Raw genomic sequence first — 13422 nt, 5'->3', positions numbered from 1 at the left:
AACCTCCTATATCCGCTTCAGAGAGAAATCCTGGCTCTCCAGTGTAAGGTTCGGATTATAGTAAGGATCTCCGTCACGGAGGATCTCCGGCCAGTGCTTCTCAAAGGAAGCGATCTCGCGGTTAAATCTTGCCACCTTCTCCGGTGTATCCTCAAGACCTCTGGATTTGGATTCATAGTGATAAAGCTCCGCATAAGGATTGTATACAACCAGATATCCGGCTTTTCCCAGACGAAGGCAAAAATCTATGTCATTAAAGGCAACCTGAAATTCCTCACTTAATCCGTGAACCTTATCAAAGGCCTCACGCTTCACCATCATGCAGGCTGCGGTTACAGCGCTGTAATCCTGGGCACAGATGATCCTGTGGCAGTATCCGGTAGCGTCTCTCTTCTGCTGCACAAAGCAGTGTCCCGCAATACCGCCGAAGCCAACGACTACTCCTGCATGCTGCACGGTATCATCCTCATAATAGAGCCGCGCTCCTACAGCTCCCACATCCGGTCTCATACAGTATCCCAAAAGCTGCTCCAGACAGTCCGGGCTGATGATCTCCGTATCATTGTTGAGAAGAAGCAGATAGTCACCCTTAGCATGAGCAGCTCCGAAATTATTGATGGCAGAATAGTTGAAAATACCATCCCAGTACACCACATGGGCTTTCGGATTGGATGCTTCCAGCTCTTTATAGTAAGCAAAGGTCTCATCCTCCGTACTGTTATTCTCCACGATCACATACTCATAATTGCGGTAAGTTGCCTTTTCTTCGATGGAATCAATACATCTCTTCAGATCATCGATGTGATCCTTGTTTGGGATGATGATGGAGATCAGCGGTTTTTCCTCCCAGAGGAATTTTGTACGGTAAAGTCCAAGATATTCACCCTTTTCGATTTCCACCGGAACTCCGAGCCTGTCATAATGAGCCTTGATGGCACGTGCTCCTGCATCAAAGGCATACATCTTGCTTTCCGGATTCTCTGCTGTGGAATCCTCATGGCATCTCCAGTGATAAAGGATCCTGGGGATATGATGGATCTGCTCTCTTCCCGCAGCTTCCACACAGCGGAACACAAAATCATAATCCTGTGCACCGTCAAATTCCTTTTTCAGCATTCCGATCTGATCCACGATTTCTTTTTTTACGACAAAAAGATGACAGATGTAGTTTACTGTACACAAAAGATCAATATTGAAGTCCGGTTTGAAATGCGGCTGAAAGAATTTGTGCCCGTCCATGGACATCTTATCTTCATCGGAATACAGAACCTTAAGCTCCGGATCCTCATTCAGCGCTTTCACACACCGGAACAAGGCGTCCGGCGTCAGCTCATCATCATGATCTGCAAACACGATAAAATCTCCTGTTGCCGCTTTCATAGCCGCATTGGTATTCTCTGCGATCTGAAGTGCCTGGTCGTTGCGGATCACACGGATCCTGTCATCACTTTTTTCCAGCCTGTTCAGATAATCGGTAAGAGGAGAATCTGCTCCGCTTCCGTCGGAAAGACAGAGTTCCCAGTTCCCGTAGGTCTGGGCTTCTATGGAATCTACCAGCTGCTGGAGATATTTTTCCGGTGTTTTGTAAAGCGGGATCACAATACTGAATTTTGGATTCCTGGAAAATTTCGTTTTTCTTTCTTCTGCAAGCTCTGCCTTGTCCGGCAGATGCTTCACGATCCATTTGGAATAATCCACCGGACGGTTTTTACGGTCCAGCACCTTTCCAAATACCTTTCCGGTAAGGGCTGCTGCCCCGTGAAGCTTCATGTAACGGCTTCCCTTACGGAAATATACCGCAGCTTTCTCCGCAAGGCGCTTCTGTGGCTGCAGATGTACCAGACGAAGCGTCCGCACATTGCCTGCCTCAAATACAATGTAGAATTCCTTCACACTGTCATAATGGAATTCAAAGAAAAAACCGCTCTTCTCATCGATCTCTGTTTCCTGGTACTGATTCTGTACATCCACACGTTTCAGTCTGGTGATCTCGCAGGGGATTTCCTTCCGGCTGCGATCCTCCAGGCGTATGGTCAGGGGGCTGTTAAAGGCTGCCCAGCCACGGACACGGCAGATCTTTTCCCCGGCTTCCACCTCGATGCTCTCAATAAAGTACTGCGGTTTTCCCTGTTTCCTGTAAAGCTGTGCTGCAGGAACAGAAAACCACCGGACACGTTTTTCACCCTTTACCGCATAAACAACAAGCTTCTTTTTGCCCTCCAGATCCGGCAGGCAGATTTCCATCTGCACACGTTCTCCGTTTACCAGATCCAGATCCTTAAAGCGCTCCAGGGCGCTGACACGCTCCTGGGCACTGATGGCTGCCGGAAGCTTTTCCCCGTCAAGAACGGCTTCCGGCTTATGATCCTTCGGCCAGGTTCCCTGAAGGTGATACAGAGAACTGTCCTTCAGGTCAAACCTGTCCTTTTCTACTTCGTATAGCTCTCGCTGCATAACAATTCCTCCATTGCATCCTTTCCGGTATTTACTGTAAGGTAATGTTCCATAACCTTCTGATGTGCGGCCTCACCCATGGCTTTTCTGGCCTTCTCATCAGTAACCAGAGCTTCCAGGGCATTGACCCACTCTTCTTTTGTGGTGCACATCCAGCCATCTTTTCCGTTTTCGACCACGTATTCCATCTCACAGTTACGGCTCATGACACTCGGAACCTTTACAAGGGCAGCCTCTGTCCACTTATTCTCGGATTTACACCAGTGGAACAGGCTGTTCTCCAGTGGCATCAGATTGATATCAAGTCCTGCGATCACGGCAGGCAGCTGTCTCCAGTCCATAAACGGAAGCTTCTCAATGCGGTTCTGCACCGGCTCCATTCCGGATTCATCCAGCACACCCACCAGCTTCAGATAAACCTCCGGGTGGCGCTCCATCACCTCCAGAAGTGCTGCCTCCACCTGGGCAAAATCCTGATCATGAGTTTTGGAACCACTTAAATATCCGATATAGATCCGGTCTTTAGCCTTGTCTGTCTGCTCCACAGCCTCGTGAGACAGGATCTCCATCTCCATACTCATACAGTTTCGGTTGATCACCACCGGTTTTTCCGGAAATTCTTCCCGGATCTCTCCTGCCAGTGTCTCCGTGGATGTAAAATATCCGTCGCAGAATCCCATACATCCGCGGATACGGTCTGTAGTTGTGCGGAAGTCACTGTACTCGCTTCCCTTCAGGAAATGCAGCCCGGAAATTTTTTCGTAATTAAATACCAGGTCATCCACATCATAGTAAACAGGGATTCCGGCTGCTTTCGCCCGGTTGGCAAGCAGCTCTGCTTCCATCAGCTTGCTGCAGCGGTACATCACGATCGCTGTATATTCCTCGATCTTTTCCTGCTCTGCCTGATCTATCTGGATAAACTTCGATGCATAGCCTTTAAGGATCAGCTGCTCCCGGAAATGCTCCACACGATATCTGGAGGCAAAGGAAATCTCCTCTCCTACGAAAAGAAGCCTGCGTTTTTCCACAGGGAGCTCACTTTCGCCGAGAGTTTTCCACAGAGAAATCATCTCTTCCACAATATTCTCCGGCTTCTCATCTTTCAGGACAAGGCCCTTGGCATAGCGTTTCACACGTTCTACAGGTGCACCTACCGGAAGTACCGCTACCGGAAATCCCATGGAAATGATCTCCGAGGTTGTGTAGGAGAAGGTCTCCGGCCATACGGACGGGATCAGGAACATATCAATATCCTGCTCCAGGGTAAGTCTTGGGATCTCCTCTCTTGTATATCTTCCTGTCTGGGAAAATACCGGACTTTCGATCTCTTCGTCGGAAGTACCGATCAGTCTCAGACGGATATTCAGTTCATTCTCTTCGATATATCCTGCAAGCGCCTTCACAACCTCCAGGCCTTTTTTGTAGCAGAGTACGCCGATAAGACCAATGTTAAAGGTCTCTGTGGTTTTTTTATTTTTTTTCACTGCCGGAAGGTAATGGGGTGCATGCGGGATCACATGGAGATTGTATACATCCGGATAAGCACGCTTGAACAGCCTTGCCGTATCATCGGAAAATGCACGGATCTCATCACAGTTTGACAGAAATTCCCGGAATTTTGTACGCCAGAGCGTTCCGGTTCCGTATTCTGTGCAGGCATTGCTGCGGTTATCCGGAATACATTTATCGCAGACCTCACAGGATGGAACACCACAGTATTTTCCTTCTGCATCGATCAGATTCACTGCCGGACAAAGGGCAAAGAAATCATGAAGAAGCATAAGGAGCTTCGCACCCTGCTCTCTCTTAAGACGCAGGATACGTTCCAGGGTTCCGTAAAGGTTCTGATAGGTCACAAGCTCATTGATCCAGATCTCATCCACACGCATCAGCTCACCAAGGGCAGTTTCCAGATCATTTGCAAAAAATTCCATCTCATACTGCTTATACTGATACGTAAAGTAAAAACGATTGCTTACGATATTATAGCGGATGGTCACAAAACGGTATCCTTCCCGCAGAGCCAGACGTCTTTTCTCCACAAGATAAGCCGTTGCACCGCCGCCAAGATCATGGTCAAAGGCCACAATGGTAGGCACATCCAGCTTCCTGTTGAGAAGCTTCATTTCCACGTAGAGTCTTACCGGACGAAGCGGGTCTCTTCTGCAGTAATCCGCAGTATCCTTGTTGTAATCCGGATGCTTGCGGAGCAGCGCCTCACTGTGCTCTTTCAGAAGTCTCTGCTTTTCCTCAGACGGGAAGCTTCCACCATGCTTGTGATATACAAACAGGTTATCCACATGCACGTTCTCATAGCCTGCAGCTATGGCACGCTGGCACCAGTCATTCTCCTCACCGTAGCCTTTTCCGAAATTCTCCTCATCCAGAAGGCCAACCTCCTGGATCGCTTTCAGGTTCATACCCATGCAGAAGCCCACACCGGTAGGCATAGCCGGATACTGCGGACGGATCATGCGGAATTCATCATCGATCTCCCACAGCGGCATTCCCTCAAACAGTTTGTTATCCCGGCAGAAATCCGGGAAGCTGCAGATGGTTCCGCAGGTGGTAAACGGTGTAGTGGTTGCAATGTTTTCCTTGGCAAAGATCGGAAGCATCAGGCGCTCCAGCCACTCTTCCGGAACCTCCACATCTGTATTTACAAGAGCCACATGATTTTCCGCCATCTTTAATCCACGGTTTACAGACGGAAGAAAGCCCATATTGGTCTCATTATTCAGAAGTACCACATTGTCATGCTCTGCGGCATATTTTTCCAGATAGTTTCCTACCTCAGGATCCGGACTCTTGTCATTTACGATGATCAGACGATAAGGAACCTTTGTCTTTTCAATTCCGGAAAACAAGGCATCAAAATACTCCAATCCGTTGTAAACCGGCACGATCACATCCACCTTCTGCTGATAGACTGCCTGTGGATATGCCTTTCTTGTGCTGCGTACATGACGCTGTTTGAAATGGCGGAGATTTCCGATACTCTTCGGATCTTCGATCGCGTATACCAGAAGCTCTTTCTGATCCCTGGTTCCCGGGATCTTTCCGATAAGGAATCTTCCGGTATCCGCTGCGGTTCCGTATTCCAGGAAAACAGAAGTCTCTGCCGGCGCAAGAACCGTTGCCAGGAAAGAAAATCCGGCACTTTCCGCATCCGGATTTCCAATGGCATTAGCCACATCCGTACGGTAGATCGTAGTACAGGAAGCCTCCTGAAGCTTCTGTGTTCCCTGATAAAATGCGATCCTTGGCTGTCCCATAGACGCAAATGTCGGATCAAAGGCCCAGCCAATGGCATTTAAGGTGCCATTCTCATAATGGAAGAAATCAACACTGCCCATACAGGTAGGAGTTGTCTCCACTCCCATCACTGCTGCCGGCTCTGTATGATAACGAAGAACCTTTTTGACCAGTTTCTTTACCTGCGCTTTTTTGCCTGGATGACGAAGGGCCTCTTCCTGCGCACGTGCTGCTTCCTCTGCTGCCTGCTTTGCGGCACGTTCAGCCTCTTTTCTGACACGCTCCTGTTCTCTTCGTACTTCACGCTCTTTTTCAAAGGCCAGAAGCTTTTCCACATCCGGAAGCTCAAGGCAGTCAAGTTTTCCCTCTATTACGATCCTGTCCACATTTTCCGGGTGCGTAACATCGATAAGATAAAAGCCATCGGTGGTAAAAAACGCAGTGGTACTGTTATCCACTTTCATATGGACACCCTGAGGCACAAGCTCCGCGCTGCATCCGCAATCCAGACGCTCTATCCTCACTTTCAGGAAATGACCGTTTGCGGGATTCCAGCGGAGATTTCGTATTCCTTTGATACCGGAAAGCGCAAACTCTACCCGGAAACGGTTTCCGGAAAGTTTTCCCTCTGCATAAAGTGTATGCTCTTCACAGAATCCCTCACCAAGATCATAGTACATCTTGCTGTGCATCTGGTGCTTTTCTCTTTCTCTGTTCACCAGCTCTGTTACGGAAACCGGCACTTTTTTCTGTTCAAACGGGATCAGAGAACCGCAGCCCACATACTCATAGACGAAATGCATGGTCCAATCCATAAATATCTCATAGTCTGTATAGCTGATGTCAAACTCCGCCATCATCTCATCCTCATGACATAACCGCGGCAGCTCAGAAACATGTGTATACAGTTCATGGATCAGGCGCCACATGATAAAATTCACAGGCACAGGGAAATCAAACATCCACTCATAATCTATGATCTGATTTTCCTTTTCTCCCATAAAGATGTTGCTGCAGATCAGGTCCACATTGGCCGGGCAGACACATTCGTAATCCTCTCTTCCCGGATGATCACCAAATACCTCACGGAACTCTCCGGTCCTGTAATCCACAGCCTGACGAGCCCCGAAAAATTCCTGATAGAATTTTTTAAGAAGGGCCTTGATCTCTTCAAGATCTTCTTTCTGGGCAAGCTCTGCGATTTCCTGGTGAAGAGTTTTTCCAGTAAGGAGCGGATAAGAAATCTTTCCGTTTTCTGCCCTGCAGGGAAGATTCTTGTATTTATCGGATCCGGTACTCTCTGTTCCGGTTTTTTCCAGTTTTTCCACAAATTTCTCAGCCTGGGGCACCATAGCTTCTTTTTCCGCACGGACCTCTCCGTTCTCCCGGACGATCCTGGTCAGAAGACGAAACTTTTCTTTTCGCTCCTGGTTCAGCTTCACATAAAGGATTTCCTCCGGGTCCTGATTCTTGGTACGTCCTGCCTCCACAAGAAAAGAATTCACAAAGCTGTCCAGGATCTTCTCTTTTTCGAAGGCCTTTACGCCTTCACTTTCTGCAAAAAGATCTGCTGTCTTATCTGTGTATACAGGATAGCTTCTTCCGTAGGAATTGGTATAAAGGCTCTCATCTGTAAAAATCTCTGTCGGAAATTTGTAATCCGGATACGGGTAGTAAAAGCGCAGAAAAGGAAAGCCGCTGTTTTCCAGCAGCTCTCCCAGTTCATTCTTGGAAAAGGTGCGCACAGACTGATTTCCCGGATATCCATTGATCCCGAAAAAGTGAAGATCTGTGTGATCCTCCGGTGCTCCGGCAAAGTACTTCAATCCCAGTCTGTTCTCAATGGCGATCAGAAGTCTTCCCTCCGGCTTCAGATAAGCGCCCATACGCTGAAGAAATGTCTCGTAAGGAGTTTTTCCCTCGGTAAAGCTCATGGCATACTCCAGCACACCGTTTACTACCACATAGTCGAATTTTTCCGGAAAAGTCATGTCATTCAGGTTTCCAACCATGATCGTCAGATTTTCCTTATCCCTGTTTCTCGCATAATTGATATCTGCCCGACGTTTGGAAAGCTCCACGGAAGTCACATGACCGGCCTTGCGGCAAAGCATTCCGGTAATGGCTCCGCATCCGGCTCCGATCTCCAGAACGGAATCTGCCTTTTTCAGAGGGTACCAGCTTAAGATGTTCTCCCGCAGCCCTGAAAAATGGTAGACCATTGGAAAACTCACCTCTTCCTCCGGCAGGTCTTCAAAAGATTTGCCTTCCTGTGCCATTTTCAGAAGTGTTTCCTCGATATCCCCATCGGAATAATGATCCTTCGCCGTATAATAATCTAAATTCAACTCCGCCATAGTCGTTCCTCCACTTATTTCACAGATACTTTGGAAAACAGATCAAAATATCCCACTGCTTTCTTATCTGTGATCACGGTCAGGTTACACACATCGTAAAGACGATGAAATACGGTAAAATCGCCGTCTTTATATCCGGTGCAACCCAGACACAGCATATATTCCCCTGCCTCCAGAGGCATCACCTGTTTGAAGGTGATCTCACGGACATCGCCTGCCTTCTGCGGTTTCAGAGGCGTATGTTCATACATGGTATTGGTTCCTGTGATCTCGGTGCCTTTCAGATCTTTCAGGGTAAATGCAAAGATCGGATCGCTGACATCTGCCTGGAACTTCACTTTCATCTGAACGGAAAATTCCTTGCCTTTTTCGATCACATTGGTGATCATACCTGTATCATCCCGGATGGCAAAATCCACGATCTCGCCAAGCTTACTGCCGTATTCCAGGACCTTGGGATTCAGGTTCAGGCTGTCCTTCATAGCTTTACCGCTTCCGGTATGTGCTTTCAGTGAAACGTCTGCTCCGGCTGCCTGGTTCTCCGTCGTCTGTCCCTCTTCTGCATCGTCTGTGTTTTCTTCCAGATCTGCATCGTCATACTGATTGACCAGCACACGACGGTAAAGATTGACCATCTCCTTGGCACCACCCTCTGCAAGCTTCTCACCTTTGTTTAGAAGCACAACACGGTCACAGTATTTTCCGATGCTGCTCAGGTCATGGCTTACAAACAGAATAGTCTTCCCCATTTCCTTGAACTCTTCGAATTTTCGGTAACATTTTGCCTGGAAAAATACGTCACCTACGGAAAGAGCCTCATCAACGATCAGGATCTCCGGATCGATATTGATAGCTACCGCAAAAGCCAGACGCACGAACATACCACTGGAATATGTTTTTACCGGCTGATAGATAAAATCACCGATATCTGCAAAATCCAGAATAGACTGCAGCTTGGCATCGATCTCTTCCCTGGAAAAACCGATCATGCTTCCGTTGAGATATACATTTTCAAGTCCGGAATATTCTCCGTTAAATCCGGCTCCCAGCTCCAGAAGCGCTGAGATCCTTCCGTTTACGGCTATTTCTCCGGCCGTAGGCGAAAGTACGCCGGTGATGATCTTCAGGATCGTGGATTTACCAGAACCATTTGTTCCGATAATTCCCACTGTTTCTCCCTTATGCACCTGAAAGGATACATGGTTGAGCGCATAATGCTCTTTATATTTCTTTTTTCTGGATAATCCCAGGGACTCCTTAAGACGATCCATAGGATTATCGTAAAGCTTGTACATCTTACTGACATCATTTACTGAAATCGCAATATCTTCTGCCATTTTCAACCTCACTTTTGTGTAAATCGTTCACTCTCACAATCTGCCGCCGTTCTGCTTTTTATCCTTACAGAGCAAATCCCCCATGGGAACTGTCCGGTCCGGATCAGGCGGATATCCGCCATCCGCATTCAATTAAAGCACATCTGCAAAATGCGGCTTCAGACGTTTGAATATCACAGATCCCAGTCCGAAAAGCAGGATCGTAACTACCCAGAAATAGATCGTCCATGAAGCATGGTTCCAGATCCCGATATGACCAAGCATGGAATCACGGTAGCCCGTAACTACATAGTACATCGGATTCAGCTTAAACAGCTTGATCAACCATGGATGTGAAGAAAGCATATTGATATCCCACATGATCGGTGTAAGCCATACACCCACCTGAAGAAAAATACTGATGATCTGGGTCAGATCACGGAAAAAAATGACGATCGCACTTGTAGCATACACAAGTCCCAGTACAAAAAGGAAGGTGCAGACAGAGTAATAAATGATCTGCAGTGTATAAAGGCTTGGTGTATATCCGTAGCATGCACATAAGATCAGTGCAAAGGCCACAAAGAAAACATGCACGAAAAGTGCGGAGATGATCTTTACGATGGGAAGGATGCTGATCTTGAATACAACCTTCTTCACAAGATAATTGTATTCGATCAGGGCATTGGTTCCACCGTTTAATGCATCCTGGAAGAAAAACCACGGCACGATACCGGATACCAGATAGAGTACAAAAGGGTAATCCGATACCGTTCCGGCCTTCAGTCCTACGGAAAATACAAACCAGTAGACCAGGATCGTTACGATAGGCTGGATAAATGCCCAGACAATACCAAGATAGGATCCTGCATATTTTGTTTTGAAATCATTTTTTGCAAGGCTTAAAACCAGCTTTCGATTCTGGTACAGCTCCGCCGGCAAAGCTAATATTTTCTTCATTCTGCAATTCCTTATCGATTCTTATATTCCTCGAAGCTTCCCCACTTCTGGTCCTTGTCGGAGAAAATAAGCTCCATGCCTTCCGGGATCGGCCACTCAACGTTAATGTCCTTGTCATTCCAGATCAGTCCGCCCTCATCGTTTGGATGATAGAAATCAGAGCACTTGTAGGTGAACTCTGCATTCTCGGAAAGTACCAGGAAGCCATGAGCAAATCCCTTAGGAATAAAGAACTGTTTCTTGTTTTCTGCGGAAAGGACTACACCATACCATTTTCCAAAGGTCTTGGAGCCTTCACGAAGGTCAACCGCAACATCAAACACTTCTCCGTTTACCACACGTACCAGCTTGTCCTGGGGATAGCTGATCTGGAAATGAAGTCCGCGGAGAACACCGTAACGGGAGCTGGACTGATTGTCCTGAACGAATTCCACATCAATGCCTGCTTCCTTGAAATCGTTATAATTGTATGTTTCCATGAAATATCCTCTGGAATCACCAAATACAGTTGGCTCGATCACTTTCAGTCCTTCAATATCTCCGCACTGTGTTACTTTTATTTTTCCCATTTTTTCTTTCTCCTTTTCTGTTTTGATTTATTTGTGATGTTTCTTTTCTTTTATTCTGAGAGCCGCAAGAAGGGCGATCAGGATCAGGATCATCGCTGCCATGATCATAAGAAGGATCTTACGCAGGGCAGGAATGCTCTTTTTTTCGCTGGTGTCCTCTCCGGCTGTACTCTTCTCTGTTGTTTTGCTGTTATCTTCCTCTGCTGATTCTGTGGAAGCTTCCGCTTCGGAACTGTCCGCTTCCTGGCTGTCCTCTGCCGCCGCGGTCGGTTCCGGTACCGGTGTATCAGTTGCCTGTGCAACACTTGCGGTACCGATCAGATAATCTCCGAAATAGTAACCGGTTTCTGTTTTCCCATTGGTATTCTCTGACTTCTCGGTAAGGGAATTCAGCTCCACCCCTTTTGGAAGGAATACATAGCCGCCATTTACTTCTGTTTTTGTGAAATTCTCAAATGCGTAATTGAACATAGCTGTACTGTCCATACAGGAATTGGAAAGCTCTGTTCCACGCATAGTCACTGCAATATATGTGGTATTATCTCTGGTCACTCCTGTGACAAGTGTATGCCCTGCCGCAACGGTAGTTCCGGTTTTTCCACCAATGCAGCCTTCATAGTAAAATCCGCTTTCCGGTGCAAACATAGGATGATGGGTATGCAGGATCCTCTGCTGGCTGTTCATATTTGTAGGCTGGATGATATAGTCCGGTGTGCCCACGACCGTACGGAATGTTTCATTTTTCAGGCCTTCTCGGAAGATCAGCGCCATATCCCGTGCTGAAGAATAATGATTATCATCCGGAAGTCCGCTGGAATTTGCAAAATGTGTATTGGTACATCCGATCTCACTGGCGCGCTGGTTCATCATATCGATAAATGCCTGCTCTGTCCCGCCGATATGCTCTGCGATCTGTGCCGCAACGTCATTGGCAGACTGGATGATCAGAGCATGAAGACAATCCTCCATAGTCAGGACTTCGCCCACCTTTGTGCCGATATTACTGGAATCTGCCGTAACATTACGCACCCCGGTCTCTGTAAAGGTCACCTTCTCATCCATGGTGGAGTTCTCCACTGCCACCAGCAAGGTCATGATCTTGGTAATGCTGGCCGGATATCTCTGTTCATCTCCGCCCTTGTTATAAAGAACAACTCCTGTGTCTGCATCCATCAGGATACCGGTATCTGAGGTAATATCCGGTCCTGCCGGCCATCCCTGGATCTGGTTGGTGCTGATATCATATTTCGCATTCAGATCCACTGCAGCCATGGTCTGTAACGGCAGCATCAGCGCCACACTGACTGCTGCGAAAACTGCCAGTAATTTTTTTATTTTTTTCATAGTTCTCCCCTTCTTCTGTCAAAACCCGTCAAAGGAAGCAATCGCATCCACAACTCTCTTCGCATCCTCCATATCCAGATTATAGAACATAGGCAGTCGCATAAGACGCTCGCTTTCTTTTGTAGTATAAACATCTTCTCCGGAAAATCTTCCGAATTTTTTTCCTGCCGGTGCGGAATGAAGGGGTACATAATGGAACACACTGCAGATATCCTTTTCGCGGAGATATTTCAGAAGCCTTGTGCGTACCTGGATATCATGTACCTTAATGTAGTACATATGTGCATTATGTGTGCATTCTTCCGGTACATAAGGCTGCTGGATCTTTCCTTCCTCCGCCAGAAATCTAAGGTTCTCATTGTAAAAATCATAGATCTGCATCCGCTTATCGCTGATCTTCTTATGCTGTTCCAGCTGAGCATAAAGATATGCCGCATTCAATTCGCTCGGAAGATAGGATGATCCATAATCCATCCAGCGGTATTTATCTACCTGACCACGGAAAAACTTACTGCGGTCCGTTCCTTTTTCTCTCAGGATCTCTGCCTTCTCCAGGTACTGCTCCCCGTTGAACAGGATCGCACCGCCCTCTCCCATGGTATAGTTCTTAGTTTCATGGAAGCTGTAGCAGCCAAAATCTCCAATGGTACCAAGGGCTTTTCCCTTATAGTAGGCATCCACACCCTGGGCCGCGTCTTCCACTACCTTCAGATCATGTCTTCCGGCAATCTCCATGATCGTGTCCATCTCGCAGGCTACTCCTGCATAATGGACCGGAACGATCGCGCGGGTCTTATCTGTGATCGCCTGTTCGATCAGCTTCTCGTCAATATTCATGGTATCCGGCCGGATATCCACAAATACGATCCTTGCACCGCGAAGCACAAATGCATCTGCCGTTGATACAAAAGTATAAGACGGCATGATCACCTCATCGCCAGGCTGGATATCTGCCAGAAAAGCAGCCATCTCCAGTGCATGGGTACAGGAGGTTGTCAGCATCACATGACCCACATGAAAGCGCTCTTCCATCCATGCAGAACATTTCTTCGTGTAGATCCCGTCGCCGCAGAGCATTCCCCGTTCTACTGCGTCACGGATGTACTCAAATTCCTTACCTGTAAACGCAGGTCTGTTAAAATCAATCATGTATTTCCTCTTTAT

General features: G+C 47.4%; 7 protein-coding genes. All 7 read right to left on the bottom strand.

Features of this window, described 5'->3' with window-relative positions; genetic code table 11:
- Positions 1-6: 6 nt before the first annotated feature.
- Positions 7-2454 (bottom strand): glycosyltransferase family 2 protein, encoded by a 2448-nt coding sequence (locus NQ489_RS04055; RefSeq protein WP_021651907.1) that lies wholly within the window; start codon positions 2452-2454, stop codon positions 7-9.
- A complete protein-coding gene (locus NQ489_RS04050) occupies positions 2430-8069 on the bottom strand; it encodes a glycosyltransferase (protein WP_021651906.1) in 5640 nt (1879 codons plus the stop codon). The genes NQ489_RS04055 and NQ489_RS04050 overlap by 25 nt, the downstream gene beginning before the upstream one ends.
- 14 nt (positions 8070-8083) lie before the next feature.
- On the bottom strand, positions 8084-9406 hold the full coding sequence (locus NQ489_RS04045; RefSeq protein WP_021651905.1) for an ABC transporter ATP-binding protein: 1323 nt from the start codon (positions 9404-9406) through the stop codon (positions 8084-8086).
- 132 nt (positions 9407-9538) lie between these two features.
- Complete coding sequence (locus tag NQ489_RS04040) at positions 9539-10345, bottom strand: ABC transporter permease (RefSeq protein ID WP_015527413.1); 807 nt, start codon at positions 10343-10345, stop codon at positions 9539-9541.
- An 11-nt stretch (positions 10346-10356) separates the two neighbouring features.
- Positions 10357-10914 (bottom strand): dTDP-4-dehydrorhamnose 3,5-epimerase, encoded by a 558-nt coding sequence (gene rfbC / locus NQ489_RS04035; protein WP_015527414.1) that lies wholly within the window; start codon positions 10912-10914, stop codon positions 10357-10359.
- Positions 10915-10941: 27 nt separating this feature from the next.
- Positions 10942-12258: a D-alanyl-D-alanine carboxypeptidase family protein gene (locus NQ489_RS04030; RefSeq protein ID WP_021651903.1), complete on the bottom strand. Its 1317-nt coding sequence runs from the start codon at positions 12256-12258 to the stop codon at positions 10942-10944.
- A gap of 18 nt (positions 12259-12276) precedes the next feature.
- On the bottom strand, positions 12277-13407 hold the full coding sequence (rffA, locus tag NQ489_RS04025) for a dTDP-4-amino-4,6-dideoxygalactose transaminase (RefSeq protein ID WP_021651902.1): 1131 nt from the start codon (positions 13405-13407) through the stop codon (positions 12277-12279).
- Between the last annotated feature and the right edge of the window lie 15 nt (positions 13408-13422).

This window comes from Blautia sp. KLE_1732_HM_1032 (assembly GCF_025147905.1).
GTDB classification, from domain to species: Bacteria; Bacillota; Clostridia; order Lachnospirales; family Lachnospiraceae; genus Blautia_A; species Blautia_A fusiformis.
The sequence above is the reverse complement of the archived record's forward strand: the minus strand, read 5'-3'. Positions and strand labels throughout refer to the sequence as shown.

Bases quoted from the DNA above. Each gene is read 5' to 3' on its own strand.
- NQ489_RS04055 (WP_021651907.1), bottom strand. From the start codon at position 2,454: ATGCAGCGAGAGCTATACGAAGTAGAAAAGGACAGGTTTGACCTGAAG.
- NQ489_RS04050 (WP_021651906.1), bottom strand. From the start codon at position 8,069: ATGGCGGAGTTGAATTTAGATTATTATACGGCGAAGGATCATTATTCC.
- NQ489_RS04045 (WP_021651905.1), bottom strand. From the start codon at position 9,406: ATGGCAGAAGATATTGCGATTTCAGTAAATGATGTCAGTAAGATGTAC.
- NQ489_RS04040 (WP_015527413.1), bottom strand. From the start codon at position 10,345: ATGAAGAAAATATTAGCTTTGCCGGCGGAGCTGTACCAGAATCGAAAG.
- rfbC (WP_015527414.1), bottom strand. From the start codon at position 10,914: ATGGGAAAAATAAAAGTAACACAGTGCGGAGATATTGAAGGACTGAAA.
- NQ489_RS04030 (WP_021651903.1), bottom strand. From the start codon at position 12,258: ATGAAAAAAATAAAAAAATTACTGGCAGTTTTCGCAGCAGTCAGTGTG.
- rffA (WP_021651902.1), bottom strand. From the start codon at position 13,407: ATGATTGATTTTAACAGACCTGCGTTTACAGGTAAGGAATTTGAGTAC.